This window comes from Listeria marthii (assembly GCF_014227425.1).
Classification (GTDB): Bacteria; Bacillota; Bacilli; order Lactobacillales; family Listeriaceae; genus Listeria; species Listeria marthii.
Window position 1 is genome coordinate 304,384 of record NZ_JAASWB010000003.1, and the last position, 17,769, is coordinate 322,152.

15 protein-coding genes are annotated in these 17,769 nt (G+C 38.5%); all 15 read right to left on the reverse strand.

Annotated features, from left to right (window positions below; genetic code table 11):
• Nucleotides 1–7 precede the first annotated feature (7 nt).
• A complete protein-coding gene (gene mutS / locus HCJ55_RS06865) occupies nt 8–2,590 on the reverse strand; it encodes a DNA mismatch repair protein MutS (RefSeq protein ID WP_185517549.1) in 2,583 nt (860 codons plus the stop codon).
• Between the two features lie 109 nt (nt 2,591–2,699).
• A complete protein-coding gene (locus tag HCJ55_RS06870) occupies nt 2,700–3,062 on the reverse strand; it encodes a YlbF/YmcA family competence regulator (protein WP_008947779.1) in 363 nt (120 codons plus the stop codon).
• Between the two features lie 16 nt (nt 3,063–3,078).
• Nucleotides 3,079–3,882 (reverse strand): TIGR00282 family metallophosphoesterase, encoded by an 804-nt coding sequence (locus HCJ55_RS06875; protein ID WP_185517551.1) that lies wholly within the window; start codon nt 3,880–3,882, stop codon nt 3,079–3,081.
• A gap of 4 nt (nt 3,883–3,886) precedes the next feature.
• Nucleotides 3,887–4,384, reverse strand: coding sequence for a GNAT family N-acetyltransferase (locus HCJ55_RS06880; protein ID WP_185517553.1), 498 nt, complete (start codon nt 4,382–4,384; stop codon nt 3,887–3,889).
• Between the two features lie 114 nt (nt 4,385–4,498).
• Nucleotides 4,499–6,061 (reverse strand): ribonuclease Y, encoded by a 1,563-nt coding sequence (gene rny, locus HCJ55_RS06885; protein ID WP_003721904.1) that lies wholly within the window; start codon nt 6,059–6,061, stop codon nt 4,499–4,501.
• 300 nt (nt 6,062–6,361) lie between these two features.
• Nucleotides 6,362–7,405: a recombinase RecA gene (gene recA, locus HCJ55_RS06890; protein WP_008947774.1), complete on the reverse strand. Its 1,044-nt coding sequence runs from the start codon at nt 7,403–7,405 to the stop codon at nt 6,362–6,364.
• A gap of 270 nt (nt 7,406–7,675) precedes the next feature.
• Nucleotides 7,676–8,923: a competence/damage-inducible protein A gene (locus HCJ55_RS06895; RefSeq protein WP_185517555.1), complete on the reverse strand. Its 1,248-nt coding sequence runs from the start codon at nt 8,921–8,923 to the stop codon at nt 7,676–7,678.
• A 66-nt stretch (nt 8,924–8,989) separates the two neighbouring features.
• A complete protein-coding gene (gene pgsA, locus HCJ55_RS06900; RefSeq protein WP_003723921.1) occupies nt 8,990–9,568 on the reverse strand; it encodes a CDP-diacylglycerol--glycerol-3-phosphate 3-phosphatidyltransferase in 579 nt (192 codons plus the stop codon).
• Between the two features lie 90 nt (nt 9,569–9,658).
• The gene (locus tag HCJ55_RS06905; protein ID WP_185517558.1) at nt 9,659–10,579 is read right to left on the reverse strand and encodes a helix-turn-helix domain-containing protein; all 921 of its coding nucleotides are present in this window, start codon (nt 10,577–10,579) and stop codon (nt 9,659–9,661) included.
• 51 nt (nt 10,580–10,630) lie between these two features.
• Nucleotides 10,631–11,362 (reverse strand): elongation factor P 5-aminopentanone reductase, encoded by a 732-nt coding sequence (gene ymfI, locus HCJ55_RS06910; RefSeq protein ID WP_185503572.1) that lies wholly within the window; start codon nt 11,360–11,362, stop codon nt 10,631–10,633.
• 92 nt (nt 11,363–11,454) lie between these two features.
• Nucleotides 11,455–12,741 carry an EF-P 5-aminopentanol modification-associated protein YfmH gene (gene yfmH / locus HCJ55_RS06915; RefSeq protein WP_185517560.1) on the reverse strand — a complete coding sequence of 429 codons (1,287 nt, stop codon included), beginning with the start codon at nt 12,739–12,741 and terminating at the stop codon, nt 11,455–11,457.
• Nucleotides 12,722–14,014 carry an EF-P 5-aminopentanol modification-associated protein YfmF gene (gene yfmF / locus HCJ55_RS06920; protein ID WP_185517562.1) on the reverse strand — a complete coding sequence of 431 codons (1,293 nt, stop codon included), beginning with the start codon at nt 14,012–14,014 and terminating at the stop codon, nt 12,722–12,724. The genes yfmH and yfmF overlap by 20 nt, the downstream gene beginning before the upstream one ends.
• A gap of 117 nt (nt 14,015–14,131) precedes the next feature.
• Nucleotides 14,132–15,082, reverse strand: a complete 951-nt coding sequence (locus tag HCJ55_RS06925; protein ID WP_003723916.1) for an ABC transporter permease — start codon at nt 15,080–15,082, stop codon at nt 14,132–14,134.
• The gene (locus HCJ55_RS06930; protein WP_008947767.1) at nt 15,079–16,131 is read right to left on the reverse strand and encodes an ABC transporter permease; all 1,053 of its coding nucleotides are present in this window, start codon (nt 16,129–16,131) and stop codon (nt 15,079–15,081) included. Before HCJ55_RS06930 ends, HCJ55_RS06925 begins: the two co-directional genes overlap by 4 nt.
• Nucleotides 16,124–17,665: an ABC transporter ATP-binding protein gene (locus tag HCJ55_RS06935; RefSeq protein ID WP_008947766.1), complete on the reverse strand. Its 1,542-nt coding sequence runs from the start codon at nt 17,663–17,665 to the stop codon at nt 16,124–16,126. Before HCJ55_RS06935 ends, HCJ55_RS06930 begins: the two co-directional genes overlap by 8 nt.
• Nucleotides 17,666–17,769: the final 104 nt, after the last annotated feature.

Sequence of the window (17,769 nt, forward strand, 5' to 3'; positions counted from 1 at the left end):
TTCTATTTTAATGGACTTTACTTTGAAGTTCGTATAGTTTGTTCATTGCATCCATTGGTGTCATTTGCATAATGTTCATAGAAGCAATTTCTTTTAGAAGTTTTGTTTCTTTAGACGATGCTTTTTTCTCCGGCTCCACAGGGAACATTGATAGTTGCACTTCCTCATGAACTTCTTCTGGTTGTTTATCATTAGTAATAATTATTTTCTTATCGGCGCTTTCAAGCTGTTCTAAAATACGGCTTGCTCGTTCGATTAGTGTTTTTGGTAGTTCCGCTAACTCAGCTACATGAATACCGTAACTTTTATCTGCGGGACCTTCTTTAATTTTATGAAGGAAAACTACTTTACCATTTTCTTCGACGGCACTAACATGGATATTCTGCAAACCTCTTAGCTCTTTCTCGAGATCTGTTAATTCATGGTAATGTGTGGAAAAAAGTGTTTTAGCATGGACGTTCTCATGGATGTATTCGATAATCGCTTGAGCAAGTGCCATCCCATCATAAGTAGCTGTACCACGACCAATTTCATCAAATAAAATTAAACTATCTTTCGTCGCATGGACGATGGCATTTCTCGCTTCCAACATCTCGACCATGAATGTACTCTGGCCGGCGATTAAATCATCCGCTGCACCAATTCGAGTGAAAATCTGGTCAAAAACTGGCAATGTCGCTTCCTCAGCAGGAACAAAGCAACCAACTTGCGCGCAAATTGCTGTTAAAGCTACTTGGCGCATATACGTACTTTTACCTGACATATTGGGACCAGTTATAAGTAAGATTTCACGATTTTCATCTAGATCACAATCATTTGCTACATAACTTTGCGCACCCATTACTTTTTCTACAACTGGGTGGCGACCTTGTTTAACATGCAGAGAACCATCTTCGCTGAGTGTCGGGCGAATGAAATGATTTTTCTCGCTAATATCTGCGAAACTTTGAAGACAATCAATTTCACTTACAGACTTCGCTAATTTTTGCAGACGTTCTATGTAGTCTTTTACCATTTCGCGCACTTCTGTAAATAATTGGTATTCTAATTCCATGCTCTTTTCTTCGGCATCTAAAATGAGTTTTTCTTTTTCTTTTAATTCTGGTGTAATGTAACGTTCGGCATTCGTTAGGGTTTGCTTACGTTCATAGCGGCCTTCTGGGAGCAAATGCGTGTTTGCTCGGGTAACTTCAATATAATAACCAAATACGCGGTTAAAGCCTACCTTCATCGTTTTAATGCCCGTTAGTTCGCGTTCTTTCCGTTCTAATTCTGCAATCCACGTTTTTCCGTTACGGCTTGCATCGCGGTACGTATCTAACTGACTATTATAGCCATCTTTAATAATCCCGCCTTCACGAATCGAAATTGGTGCAGAATCCATAATTGCGTCTTCCAGCTTTTCCGTTAATTCTTCACACGGATCTAATTGGGTCGCAAGTTCTGTAAGACTCTCGCTATTCATTGATAATAACGTTGCGCGAATACGTGGGATTTGGTATAGCGAATTACGCAGTTGAACTAAATCACGTGCATTGACATTTCCGTACGCAACTCGTCCAGCAAGACGTTCTAAGTCATACACATTTTTTAAGTTTTCTACTAGCTCTAAGCGTTCAAAAAAGTGAGCCATTAGTTCACTAACATCATTTTGGCGCTCGATAATTTTTTTGCGGTCAATTAGCGGACGGTCAATCCATTGTTTGAGCATTCTCCCGCCCATAGCTGTTTGCGTATTATCTAAAAGCCATAGCAGGGTACCTTGACGTCCTTTGCCACGAATAGATTCCGCTAGTTCTAAATTACGTTTGGAATAATAGTCCATTTTCATGTAGTTACTTGTTTCGTAATGTATGGCTTGTTGTAAATGACCTAAATCCCGCTTTTGTGTTTCTTTTAAGTAATGTAGTAATTTGCCGATAGCTCGCTTTTCTGATAATGACATGTGGCGCGTTACTAATTTTTCATTTTCAGCTGGAATCATATCTTCTTCGTGCACCGAAAGAGTCAAGCCTAGTTGCTCCTTCATAACATCTGAAAGTACTTCTTTTTCTGACGATGAAACGATTAATTCTCTCGTTGAAAGTGTCGTTAATTCATTAATTAAACGATCTTCACTAGCTTCAATGACGGTCGATTTTAGTTCACCTGTTGATAAATCGGAATAAGCAAAACCGTATTCTTTGCCTTCATAGCAATAAAGTGAAGCTATATAGTTATTTTCTTTCGCTTTTAAGCCGCGTTCGTCCATAACGGTTCCCGGTGAAATCAACTGCACTACTTCGCGCTTAACCATGCCTTTCGTCGTTTTAGGATCCTCAACTTGTTCACATATCGCAACTTTATAACCTTTTTCGATTAACGTATCAATATAACCGCTCGCAGAATGATACGGAACCCCGCACATTGGGATTTTTTCTTTCGTTCCACCTTCACGACCAGTTAACGTAATTTCTAAAATTTGAGAAGCATTAAGCGCATCCTCAAAAAACATTTCATAAAAATCTCCTAAACGGAAAAATAAGAAAGCATCTTGATATTTGTCTTTGATCTCCAAGTATTGCTTAATCATTGGTGTATATTCTGTCATTATCTCATCATCCCTTACTTCTTTTTCATCCTTTTATTATAGCATAAAGTTTCATTTCGCCGCGACCACAAAAGAAAAAAACTGCCAGTGTTTTGGCAGTTTTAAATGGTTAATTTTCTTTTTCAAGTTCGGTTGTTACTTTTGTTGTAATCTCCGTTGTAATTGACTGCAAAAGATCATTGGCATCTTCTTGAGCGCGTCTGAATTCTGTTACAATCGGGAGTGAGTCAATGTCTGCACGAACGTTATCAATTTGGTTCTCGGTTTGTTTCATTGCTTCAAGTTTTTGATAATGTTCTAAGTTGACTGCTTCTTTTTGAAGTAACTTTATTTTAGAAACTTTCGCTGATACTTTGGAATTAGCATTTATTCTTTCCTCGGCTATTCGGTAAAAAGATACTTCTTCCGTTTGTTGCAGTGCATCGCGAAGTTCTGTTGCTTTTTTCATGATTTCTTCTTTTGAAACTGTCACAATTTCATCTCCATTCTTAATCAAAGGAAAATGGGTGGTCTTCGTTGATGAGAATCCGGTCAATTTTGTGTGCTTTTCCAGTATTTTCGTCAAGCGTGATCAGACAGCCAGACAAGACTGCACGGCCTGTTTTAGGAACTTCGAATCTCGTTGGTAAAGCTGTTTTAAAACGGCGAATAACGGCTTCCTTTTCCATTCCAAGGATAGCATCGTACGGGCCAGTCATACCAGTATCCGTCAAATAAGCTGTTCCTTCTGGAAGAATGCGGTTATCGGAAGTTTGCACATGGGTATGCGTACCAACCACAGCAGTCACTCGGCCGTCTAAATACCAGCCCATCGCTTCCTTTTCACTCGTTGTTTCCGCATGAAAATCCACGAAAATAATATTAGTGCGTTTTTTCGCTTCTTCAATCAATGCATCCATTTTACGGAATGGGTCATCTAAATCCGCTAAGAAAGTTCGGCCTTGCATGTTGATGACAGCAATTTCATGTTGATTACTTTTCACAAAAACCATACCTGTTCCTGGCGTCGTATCATCTGGGAAATTGGCAGGACGTACTAAATATTTAGCATCCTCAATAAATTCAAAAATATCACGATTGTCCCATGTGTGATTTCCAAGTGTTACTGCATTAGCACCAAGTTCTAGGAAATCTTTATAAATCTTCTCTGTGATTCCACGACCACTTGCTGCGTTTTCGCCGTTAATCACTGTGATAGTAGGTTTATATTTTTTCTTTAATTGTGGTAAATATTCTGTAATAGCATCGCGGCCGATAGAGCCGACAACATCGCCGATAAAAAGTATTTTCATTTTGTTATTCTCCGTTTCTATTACTTCTACGTTCTAATAATACAACATTCCGAAAAACGCCGTTCATTTCACCTAATTTTTCATGAACGCATAATGTTCGGAAGCCATATGTATGGTGAAGCGCAATGCTCGCTTTATTCTCTGGAAAAATTAAGGATTGGAGCGTCCAGAACCCATTTTGCTCACTTGTCTGGATAATTTCATGCATCAATGCCTTTCCAACGCCTTTTCCACGAGCGCTTTTTGCTATATAAATGCTTAACTCAGCTACTCCGCGATAAGCATACATACTTGAAAATGGTAGTAATGCTGCCCAGCCAATCACTTGGTCGTTCATCAGTACAACTAATCGACAACTTTTTAAGTACTTTTCATCCCACGCTTCTAATGTAAGTGTTTTTTCTTGAAAAGTAGCGTTCCCTGTATCAATGCCTTCTTGATGAACCGCAGCAACTCCAGGATAGTGTTCTTCTAGCATCGGCAAAATTTTCCACTCACTCAAAAACTCCGCCTCCCTTTTTCGTTTATCTTTTGATTATACCGTTCTTAGCCAAGCTAGGCAACCGATTAAAAAAAGATACACCGCAAAATAAATTTGCGATGTATCTTTTAATTATTATTTAGCGTATTCAACTGCTCTTGTTTCACGAATTACGGTCACTTTAATGTGACCCGGATAATCTAATTCCTCTTCAATTCGTTTTCTTATGTCGCGAGCCAGGCGGTAAGAAGAAAGATCATCAATTGTATCTGGTTCAACGATGATACGTACTTCGCGTCCTGCTTGGATTGCATAAGATTTTTCTACACCATCGTAAGACTCAGAAATTTCTTCTAATTTTTCTAAACGACGAATGTAATTTTCAAGCGTTTCACTACGAGCTCCTGGTCTTGCAGCAGAAAGTGCATCCGCCGCTGCAACCAATACTGCGATAACAGAAGTAGCTTCTGTATCTCCGTGATGGGAAGCAATACTATTGATTACCACATCATTTTCTTTGTATTTGGTAGCAAGTTCCACGCCAATTTCAACGTGACTTCCTTCAATTTCATGGTCAATTGCTTTCCCAATATCATGAAGTAGTCCGGCCCGTTTAGCAAGCGTAACGTCTTCACCAAGCTCTCCTGCAAGAATTCCTGCAAGTTTCGAAACTTCGAGTGAGTGGTTAAGAACGTTTTGTCCATAACTAGTACGGTAACGCAAGCGGCCAAGAATTTTTATCAAATCAGGATGGATGGAATGAATTCCAACTTCAAATGTTGCTTGTTCCCCGACTTCACGAATGTGTTCATCCACCTCTTTACGGGCTTTGTCCACCATTTCTTCAATTCGAGCTGGATGGATTCTTCCATCTTGAACAAGTTTTTCTAAGGCGATTCTAGCGATTTCACGTCGAATTGGATCAAATCCGGAAAGTATAACTGCTTCCGGCGTATCATCAATTATCAAATCAATCCCTGTTAGTGTCTCAAGCGTACGGATATTACGTCCTTCACGTCCGATAATCCGTCCTTTCATCTCATCATTTGGTAAGGTAACAACAGATACCGTTGTTTCTGCCACATGATCAGCTGCACAACGCTGGATAGCTAGTGAGAGAATATTCTTTGCTTTTTTATCCGACTCTTCCTTGGCCCGGTTTTCTGATTCTTTGACCATGATAGCTGTATCATGTGTTAATTCCTCTTCTACCTGGTTAAGGATGATAGATTTCGCTTCTTCTTTGCTGAGCGCAGAAATTCTTTCGAGTTCTGTCTGCTCCGCTTGAATCATCTCAGCTAGTTTGCTTTCTTTCTCTTCAATTTGTTGTTGACGTTTACTGATACTCTCCTCTTTTCTTTCAAGTGTAGCTTCTCGTTTACTTAAAGAAGTATCTTTACGGTCGAGGTTTTCCTCCCTTTGCAATAAGCGATTTTCTGCTTTCTGTGTCTCTGTTCTTCGCCCACGAAGTTCATTTTCGATTTCAGTACGTAACCTATGATTCTCTTCCTTCGCTTCAAGCAATGCTTCTTTTTTTGTAGTTTCTGCTTCTTTCTTTGCATCTTCTACAATTAATTCAGCAGTCCCCCTTGCAGCAGCCAGTTTTTTCTCTGTACTAGATTTAAAAATTAGAGAACCAACAACTAGACCGACGATTAAGAAAAGCAAACTGGAGATGATCGTGATTGCGATTGTCATCCTTACACCTCCTTTGCTATTCAATTTTCGTTATTGTTATGTCGGTGGCCAGAATTCTGGCACATGCGTATTTTTCATCAACAACCGAGTGCTAATCTCCCCATTCAGTTGAAGCCGATTTTCAAAGGAAAAACTTCCCCCTTGTCTCCCAGCAATATAAAATATACAACTTAATTTTATAGGTCAAAGCATACAATGTCAAGGAAAGGAATGAAATGTCACACTATTTTCCTTAGTTTTTTTAAAATAACAAAAAATACGCGACAGGAAGTAAATTCCCATCACGTATTTAGCAATTATTTATTCATCATCTAGTAAGCTTAAAGTTTCTTCGTTTTCGTCAAGAGGTTCTTTGTTGCCGTCAATTTCATACTCTTCACGAACGCGTTTAGAAATCTCGTCACGAATATCAGTGTGTTCTTTCAGATATTGTTTTGCATTCTCACGGCCTTGACCGATGCGTTCTTCTTTATAAGAATACCATGAACCACTCTTATTGATTACATCCACTTCAGCGGCCATATCAACAAGCTCACCTTCACGCGAAATACCTTCACCATACATAATATCTACTTCAGCAATACGGAATGGTGGTGCTACTTTATTTTTTACAACTTTGATTTTCGTTTTGTTACCCATTACGTCTGTACCTTGTTTCAATTGTTCAGCACGTCTTACTTCTAAACGAACAGTCGAGTAGAATTTAAGCGCACGTCCACCTGGTGTGATTTCAGGGTTACCGAACATAACACCAACTTTTTCACGAATTTGGTTAATGAATATAGCAATGGTTTTTGATTTATTAATAACACCAGAAAGTTTACGTAATGCTTGAGACATTAAACGAGCTTGCAAACCAACGTGCGCATCGCCCATCTCACCTTCGATTTCAGCACGTGGTACAAGTGCTGCAACAGAGTCAATTACTAGCATATCAACTGCGCCACTTCTAACTAAAGCTTCTGCAATCTCCAAGGCTTGTTCCCCTGTATCTGGTTGAGATAATAGTAATTCATCAATGTTTACGCCTAGGTTTTTAGCATAAGCAGGATCTAACGCGTGTTCTGCATCGATAAATGCTGCTGTTCCGCCTTGCGCTTGTACTTCTGCAATAGCGTGAAGTGCAACCGTTGTTTTACCAGAACTCTCTGGTCCGTATACTTCAATAATACGTCCACGAGGGTATCCGCCAACTCCTAATGCAATATCTAATGCTAATGAACCACTAGAAATAGTAGATATATTTTGATCTGAATGTTCCCCTAATTTCATAATGGAACCTTTACCGAATTGTTTTTCAATTTGTTTTAAAGCTTGGTCTAATGCCGCTTGACGATCATTCACAATGTTGCCTCCTTCATAAATATCCTAATAGCTGTTTTTCTACTTCTTCTCTCTCAAAAAACAGTCAGAATGTTTTTCCTAGAATTACTATAACGCATTTTAGAGTGAGAAGCAAGCAAAAAGCGAACATTTATTCGTATTTTTTTATTTTGTGTAAGCACCGGCTGCTTTCTTTCCCATTATAACGGGATTTCAAGCGTTCGTCTAATACTTTTTTATAGCCTAATTTTGATTTTTTCAAGCTGTTATTTCATTTTATTCTAGTGAAAATTACTTATTTGCATCTAAAAATTGCTTAATTAGCTGAAATCCTTGCATCACTGCACGGTGACGATTATGATTTCTATCTCTCCCATACACAAATTGATAAGCTTCAGTTTCGTGACCTTTCACACTTAATCCAATCCATATAGTGCCTGCTGGATGCCCTTCTAAACTATCTGGCCCCGCAACACCTGTGAAACTAACACCGATATCAGTATTACAAAGACGACTTACATTTTCAGCCATTTCTTTTGCGCATTCCTCACTCACGACGCCTTTTTCTTTTATTACTTGAGGTGAAACTTCTAAAATAGATTGTTTCGCTTCCTCGCTGTAAGTTACCATTCCACCTTTGAAAATTTTAGAAATGCCGGGGAAACGAGCAATTTCAGCTTGGAATAATCCGGCAGTAAAACTTTCTGCAGCAGAGATTGTTAACTCTTTTTCTAGCAGTATTGCCGTCACTAATTCGGACAAGGAAACTTCTCCGTAACCATATAAGAAAGTACCGTCACGACGTAATATTTCTTGTTCAGTATCCCGAACGAGCGCGCTAGCTTCTTCTTGCGTTTTAGCGGTTGCCGTAATTCGCACAACTACTTCATTATCGCCTGCATAAGTCGCAATCGTCGGGTTAACTTGCGTAATAATTAAATCGTTTAAATCTGCCGCTAATTGCGATTCTCCAATGCCAAAAAAGCGCAAAATTTTGGATTCTAAAACATTTTGATCACCACTTTCGCTTAAAAGAAGTGGATTCGCATAACTCGTAAACATCGGTTTCATTTCAGACGGTGGTCCCGGAAGTAACACATAGGTATGCTTATTCTCTTTCAAATACATTCCAGCAGCAAAACCATAATCATTATTTAGGACAATTGAACCTTCTATGATAACAGCTTGCAATTTATTATTTTCCGTCATCGGTTTATTTCTGGAAGCGAAATACTCGGTGATTTTATTCATGTGGTATTCGTCTTCCACTAATCGTTTTTGTAAATGGGTCGCTAAAATTTGTTTCGTAATATCGTCTTCAGTTGGCCCAAGCCCACCTGTGAAAATTAAAATATCACTGCGTTTTTCAGCAATCTCGATTACTTCTTTTAAACGTGTCGGATTATCTCCAACAACCGTATGATGGTATACATATATCCCGTCAGCGGCTAATTCTTGTGAAATAAATGCCGCGTTAGAATTCACAATTTGTCCAAGTAATAACTCTGTTCCTACTGCAATAATTTCTGCACTTGCCATTATGCTTCATCCCCAATTCATTTTTGTATAGAAAAAAAGCACACAATGGTATGCTTTTTTCATTTATTACATAGAACCTTTGAATACGCCACGGTTTTTGTAGAAGTAGTCGATTCCTGACCATACTGCAAAGAACGCACATACATATAAGAAAACTAAATCAACGCGAATGCCAGTCCAAGCAAATGGGAAATTGTTTAATAACATTAGTGGAATAGCAATCATTTGTGTGAATGTTTTAATTTTACCAAGTTGACCTGCCGCTAATACTTCGCCGCCCTCAACTAGTAATAAACGTAGGCCGGTAACAGCTAGCTCACGGCTAATAATTAAAATAACTACCCAAGATGGAGCGATATGCATTTCTACAAGAATAATAAACGCTGCCGCTACAAGTAATTTATCTGCCATCGGATCTGCAAACTTCCCGAAATTGGTAATCAGGTTATACTTACGAGCTAAATGCCCATCAAACCAGTCTGTAAGGGCTGCTACGATGAAAATAATTGTTGCTACTAAACTTGTAACAGGAATAGTCGAATCAAGCCAAGTAACGCTTCCCCAGTCAAACGGTACCACACAAAGAATGACAAAAATTGGTATCATAAAAATACGGATAACCGTCAATTTATTTGGTAAATTCATCTTTTTCTCTCCTTTTTCACATTTAAAAAGTATGTATTTATAAAAAATGTTGGCGAAATCTAATGAGCAGATTTCGCCATATAAAACAAATTATTCAGCATCTGAGCTAGTGTCGCTCGCTTCTAAGTTAATTGTTAAGACTTGTTTAACAAGATCAGGCGCAAGTTCCAGCTCTTTGCCATTGATTTTGACAGTAGTAACAGGAGAATTTCCGATCACGATAGAAACTGTCTTGTTATCGCCCAAATCAATTTCAGTGGATGGATTTTGCGTAGATAGTGTTATATTTTGAATCGTGCTACCATTTGCATCGGAAACACCAATCCATGAATCACCCGTTGCGCTAAGTGATAAAGTCATTTTATCGGTATTTTTCACTGTGTACGTAGTGGCATTACCCGATGTTTCTCCTTTAGTCACTTCCACTTCTTTGGATGTATCTTCTGTTTTTTCAGTTGATTTATCTTCGTCAGATGTCGTATCTTTTTTCTCTGTATCCTTACTTGTGTCCTCATTTTTTGTTGAGTCTTCTACTTTTACAGTAGGATTGCTTGTGTCTGTTTTTACTTTTTCTGTGGAATTATCTTGTTTATTGAGCAAGAAGAACCAAACGATGAAAAGAATAAAAACGATAAATAAAGCGATAAGGATTTTTGGTAAAATATCAAAGAAACGATTACGAGCGTTAGTCTGATTACCTACAGCTTGTGCAGGAATTGGATTTCTTTTACTTTGTACGCGTGTTGGCTCGTTATTTACTACTTCTTGTTGCGGTGTTTCAGGAACTTCGCTTTCAAACTCGTCGAAAAGTGTTGTGCTATCAAGCCCAACTGCCTCTGCGTATTGTTTAATAAATGCCCTTGCATAAAATTTTCCAGGCATTACAGCATAATTTCCTTCTTCAATCGCTACTAAATAACGTTTTTGAATTTTCGTTATTTGTTGCAAGTCATCTAAACTGAGTCCTTTTTCACGTCTAGCTTGTTTCAGTTTATCACCGAGTTCTGTCAAAATTAAACACCTACCATTACTAATTTCAAATTTCCATTTTTTTGCTAAAAATTACATAAGCCAACCGCCATTTAAGCGCAAAACTTCTCCAGTGATATAGCTTGCTTTTTTGCTTGTTAAAAATTCTACTGTTTCTGCAATTTCTTCGGGTTTTGCAAAACGTTTTAAAGGAATTTCTTGACGAAGCATTTCCTTCTCGTCGTCTGCAAATTGATCCATCATTTTTGTTGCTACAACTCCTGGCGTAACCGCATTAACAGTTATTCCAGACAGTCCTACTTCTTGGCTTAGCGCACGGCAAAAGGCTATTTGTGCACCTTTTACAGTGGAGTACGCTACTTCCATTGACGCACCAATTTCTCCCCATATTGAACTAATGAAAATAATTCTACCTTGGCTACTTTTCATTAGTTTTGGCATAAAAGTACGGATTAATCTCATTGGCATGAACATATGAACATTCCACAGTTCAGCTATATTTGTATCTGTAGTATCCTGGAATAAACTATAGTGGGCGTGCCCTGCCGCATGAATAAAAGCGTCTATTTGAAAAACCTGCTTTTCCATTTCTGCTAAACTTGTTAAATCATCAAAATCAGCTTGAATGAGCATAACATCTACTTCTTCCGCTTGTAATTGTGGCAATAATTTTTCTACTGCTTCTTTATTTTGATAATAGTGAAGATACAAGTTCCAGCCAGCTTTCGCAAGGGATAAACAAATCGCTTGCCCAATTTCTCCGCTAGCTCCAGTTACAAAAGCATATTTTATCTCTTTATCCAAAAAAAGGCAACCCTTTCCAGTCTATTTCTTTTATGATAGCATGACTCGAGAATTTATGCCATTTTTTATACTAAAAAAAGACATAAATTTATTTATTGCTCTGGAAGTAATTGGAAACTCGTTGTCCGCTCTTCTTGATCCAAGTTTTTAACGAAGCTATTTACTTCTTCTAAGGTCACTTTTTCCATTAAAGGTAAAATATCAAACAAAGAAACTGATTTCATAACGTATTGGCTAAATTGGTTCGCAATAAACTCAGGCGAATTCAACGAACGTAAAAATTGGCCGATGCGTTTGCGTTTAACGAGTGCTAAATCAGCTTCACTTAAACCATTTTTAGCCGCTGCTTGAATAGCTTCTTTAATTTTGGCTGTTTGTTTGTCCGGGTCTTTTGCGTCGCCGCCAACTAGCACGAATGAAAAGCTATCTTGAAGTGTGTAATCATAGCCAAATGTGTCATCAATGATTCCTTCGTTATATAACTTCAAGTAGGTGTCAGAAGTTGTGCCAAATAGCATTTCCAAGGCAACATCACCGATAATTTCTTGTTTTAATGCCGCTTGTCCTTCCATGGAACCGATATCTTCTTTAATCCCCACTAAATTTTTAGCGATTTGAACTGGGAAATGGATTTTGCGTTCTTTTACAGCAACGGTTTTCGGTTCTTCCGGGAAATGACGTTTGATTGGTGCAGCTTCAGGAAATTCTTTTTTCGCTTGGTTAGAACGAATTTGGTCCATCATTTGTTCAGGTTCTAAGTTACCTACAACGAAAAGTACCATGTTGCTCGGGTGATAGAACGTGTTATAACATAGGTAAAGTAAATCTTTGTTAATTTCCGCGATGGATTCAACTGTTCCAGCGATGTCGATTTTTACTGGGTGATTATGATACATGTTTTCAATTACGCCAAAATATGCGCGAAAATCCGGATCGTCATCATACATTCTGATTTCTTGGCCGATAATGCCTTTTTCTTTTTCGACAGTTTCTTCGGTAAAATATGGTTCTTGTACGAAGTCAATTAACGTTTCCAAGTTTTCTTCTACACGAGAAGTGCTTGAGAAAAGATATGCTGTTTTGGTAAAAGAGGTGAACGCGTTCGTGAATGCACCTTTTTCGCCAAATTTGAAGAATACATCGCCGTCTTCTTTTTCAAACATTTTATGCTCTAAGAAATGGGCAATGCCGTCTGGAACTTTCGTGAATTCGGTTTCGCCAATTGGGACGAAATTATTATCGATGGCACCGTAGTTTGTTGTGAATACAGCATAAGTCTTACTAAATCCTTGTTTTGGAAGAAGATATACTTGTAAGCCATTTGCCATTTTTTCATGAAAGACTGCTTCTTTTACTTGCTCAAATGTGATTTTTTCCATGAAGTTCTTCTCCTCCCTTACTCAAGAAATAAATTGTGTCTGGTTTAATTTTATTGATGGCAGCAACTACTTCTTCTTTCGTCGCTTGTTTAATTTGTTTAATCCAGTTTTCTAGGTCTAAGTTTGCTTCACGTAAAACATTGTTGTATACGAGCTCAATCAGGCCTTGTGCTTGGTCATTTGTTTCAAGTAATTGGTTAATAAGCATTTCTTTTGTTTGGTTTAATTCATCTTCTGTAAAATCGCCTTGTTTCATTGCAACGATTTGTTCTTCAATAATTGATAAAGCTTGTTCGTAATTCACTTCATCAATTCCAGCTGAAATAATCATATACCCTTTGAAAGAATCAATACGACTAGAAGCATAATAAGCTAGGCTTGCTTTTTCACGCACATTGATAAAGATTTTGGAGTTAGCAAATCCGCCAAGCAGACCATTGGCAAGTTGAAGCGCAACGAAATCATCATCTCCAAATAATGTTTCTGTTTGATAGCCAAGTACAAGTTTCCCTTGGTTAATCGCTTGTTGCTCATGAATAACACGTACTTCTTTTGGTGCTTCTTTTGTATAAAAAACACCTTTTCGTTCAGCACGCGGCGCAAAAGCCATTTTTTCGATAAGCGGCATGACTTCTTCTGTTTTTACATCTCCGCAAATAAACATTTCGACCGTATCTTCTGCGATAAATTGTAAATAGTATTCATACAAATCTTTCGCTGTGATAGCGTCAATATCTTCCAAAATACCAGCTGAACCAAAGCGAAATGCATCGTCTTGGAACATTTCTTCTATTAATCGTTTGGAAGCAAAACGGATTTTATCATCGTAAATGCCTTCTAAACTACTTTTTAAATTCTCTTTTTCACGAGTAAGTGTTTCTTCATTGAAAGCACCATTTGCAACGTTTGGATGGAATAAAGCTTGTTCAATAAAGGCAAACGCATCTTGCAAAATATGATTGCCATCAGATACATATTGTCCGTCAATCATATCGAAAATAACGGTCAGTACATGTTCATTGCCTTTTTTGGCAGTTGTTGTATAAAAATTGGCACCATAAAGGTTCGCTAATTGTTTTCTAAAATCCGTTTGAGTTGGATATTTTTCACTGTTTGTTTCTAATAATATCGAAAGCAAAGCCCGTTTAGTTACTGTCTCTCTTTCTAATGGAGCGCGAAATTTAAAAACAATTTTGTTGGATTTATATTTTTGGGTTGGAACAATTGTCAGGGCAACTGGGCCAACTTTTTCTTGAAATATTTTGTCTGTCATTATAATGCTCCTTTCAAGCAATGATCTCACTTTCCTATTGTATCGTAAGTTGTTGTGACACACAATTTTCTAGCATAAAAAAACAGCCTAGAATTTAATCTAGGCTGTTCACTCGTATTATTTACCTTTAATGTAGTTCACACCGTCTGCTTTTGGCGCTTCGGATTTACCGATAAAGCCAACAAGCGCAAGGATTGTTAATACATAAGGCGCAATTTGTAAGTAAACGTCTGGAATGTCTTTGAAGAATGGTAGTGATCCACCGGTAATTGCCAAACATTGCGCAAAACCGAAGAAAATTGCTGCTCCCATCGCTCCAAGCGGATTCCATTTACCAAAAATCATCGCTGCAAGGGCCATATAACCTTGTCCGGAAATAGTTGCATGTCCGAAATCAAGTGTAAAGGATTGGGCGTAAACCGCGCCACCTAGACCACCAAGAATACCAGAAATGATAACACCTTGGTATCTCATCCAACGAACTTTGATTCCCATTGTGTCTGCTGCAAGAGGATGTTCCCCTACAGAACGAAGACGAAGACCAAAGCGTGTTTTGTAAATAATAAACCAAGATACGATAGCGAAAATAATCGCCACATAACTCATTACCGGAATGTTTTTGAAGAAAATATCACCAATGACTGGAATATCACTCAAAACAGGAATATCCGGTTTACCAAAGTAGTACTTAATTTGATCTGTTTGGCCTTTATCGTAAATTACTTTTACAAGGAATAAAGATAGACCAGTTGCTAAAAAGTTAATCGCTACACCACTGATTACGTGGTCAGCGCGGAAATTAATAGTTGCAACAGCGTGTACAAGAGAGAATAATCCCCCAACGACCATCGCTGCGATAAGTGATATCCAAGGAGTTAAATTGCCAAAAGTATCTTGGAAAGTAAGGTTGAAGACGATAGCCGAGAATGCTCCCATTACCATCATACCTTCTAGTCCAATATTAACCACACCGCCTCGTTCTGAATAAACGCCCCCGAGAGCAGTAAAAATTAGTGGGCCTGCCATAAGCAGTGTACTAGAAACAATTGTCGCTAAAATGGCTGTCATTCTGCTTTCGCCCCCTTCTTAAATTTTGCCATCGCCCAGCGGATAATGTAGCTGGATGCCACAAAGAAGATAATCAGAGCGATAATTACATTGACTAATTCGTTTGGAACGCCTGCAACTGCTGGCATATTTAGTGCTCCGACTTTTAGAGCGCCAAACAAGATGGCAGAGAAGACAATCCCAATTGGAGAACTTCCTCCGAGTAAAGCAACGGCGATACCGTCAAAACCAATCCCTGGAGAAGAAGTTAGTACATAAGCCGTTCCATATGTTCCAAGACCTTCCATTACGCCACCAAGACCAGCAAGCGCTCCGGCAATAACCATGGAAAAGATAATTGTTTTCTTAACACTCATACCGGCATATTGCGATGCATTTTCGTTAAATCCAACTGCTTCGATTTCGTAACCGAAAGTAGTTTTATTTAACATTATCCAAATAATAATTGCGAAACCAAGAGCAATCAATATCCCCCAGTGTAACGAGGAATAATCCGTCAACGATTGTAATAATTCAGATTGTAAAGACGCAGACGCATGAACTTCTTGCGTTTTATCTAAACCATCTGTAAGTAAGTTTTGCACTACATAGTTGAAAATATAAAGTGCTGTATAGTTAAGCATGATTGTTACAATAACTTCATTTACACGTAAAGTTGCTTTTAAAATACCTGGAATGAATGCCCAAATTGCACCGAAAACCATACCAGTGATAATCGCAAGTGGTAAATGAATCCATTTTGTTAAACCATCAAAGTTTACTGCGATGATGATTGAACCTAACCACCCCATAAGCATTTGACCTTCTGCACCGATATTGAAAAGTCCGGCTTTAAATGCAACAGCAACAGATAGACCAACTAAAATGTATGGTGTAGCTTGGCGAATTGTTTCACCGATGTAGAAAGGTTCTCCGATAACGCCTTCTACAAGTGCTGAATAACCTGCAATTGGGTCATATCCAAAAATAAGCATGATAATCGCACCGCAGATAAGTCCAAGAATAACGGCTGTAACTGGGATAACTAATGCTTGTAGTCGTTTAGACATGCTCTTTCTCCCCCATTTCCGCTTCCTGTTTGGATGAACCAGCCATCATTAGGCCAAGCTCTTGCTCCGTTGTTTCTTTCGGATCAACAATAGCAACGATTTTCCCTTCGTAAATAACCGCGATACGGTCACTTACATTCATAATTTCATCTAATTCAAACGACATAAGTAATACTGCTTTCCCTTTATCTCGTTGTTCAATCAAGCGTCTATGAATGAATTCAATTGCACCAACATCTAGTCCACGTGTTGGTTGAGCCGCAATTAAGAAATCTGGATTACGATTTATCTCCCTTGCAATAATCGCTTTTTGTTGGTTACCACCAGAAAGTGATTTTGCTGCTACGTATTCGCTACTTGCACGAACATCGTATTCTTCAATTAACTCACGCGCAAAGTCGTACATTGCTTTATGATTTAAGAAACCTTTGCTAGAAATAGGTTTTTTATAATATGTTTGTAAAGCAATATTCTCTCCAAGCGACATTTCGAGTACTAAACCATGTTTGTGACGGTCTTCTGGAATATGTCCTAAACCAGCTTCCGTAATTTTACGTGGTTTTTTGTTTTCGATATGTTCGCCGTTTAGAAGGATGCTTCCGCTAGTTACTTTAGAAAGACCTGCAATCGCAGAAATAAGTTCACTTTGACCATTACCATCGACCCCAGCTATTCCAACGATTTCGCCAGCTCTGACAGTCAAATTAAGTCCGCGAACACTTTCGACGCCGCGACTTTCTTTCACGACTAAATCTTTTACTTCTAAAACATCTTTTCCAGGAGTTGCATCAATTTTTTCTGTTGTAAAGACGACTTCACGGCCAACCATTAAATTAGCCAAATCTTGTGGCGTTGTTTCCGGAACGTTTACTGTACCCATGCCTTTACCACGACGGATAACAGTTACACGGTCACAAACATCCATGATTTCTTTTAGTTTATGTGTGATTAAAATGATTGATTTGCCTTCTTTTATAAGAGAACGCATAATTTGGATTAGTTCTTTGATTTCTTGGGGTGTTAAAACAGCTGTTGGTTCATCAAAAATTAGGATGTCCGCACCACGATAAAGTGTTTTTAGAATTTCTACACGTTGTTGCATACCGATAGAAATATCGCGCACAACCGCATTTGGATCCACTCGCAAGCCGTAACGATCAGAAATTTCTTTAATTTCTTCAATCGCTTTTTTCTTTTCGATAACACCTAGTTTGCTTGGCTCTTTACCAAGGATGATGTTTTCTGCAACCGTGAATTTATCCACTAACATGAAATGCTGATGGACCATTCCGATTCCAAGCTCATTTGCTTTGTTCGGGCTATTAATATTTTCTTTCGTACCACGAACACGAATTTCGCCACCATCTGGTTCATATAAACCAAACAAGACATTCATTAGCGTAGATTTACCTGCGCCATTCTCACCTAACAAAGCATGAATTTCTCCCTGCTTTAACTGTAAGGTAATGTTATCATTTGCTACAAATCCAGAGAATTCCTTCCTGATTCCTAACATTTCAATAACAAAGTCCACTTCTTCACTCCCCTTGTCGTCTGGTTCAAACTGGAAAAACAGCCACACGCGCGATTCTCTCGAAGGACGCCGCCTCTCCCCGTACTTCCTCCCGAAGAAGGTTC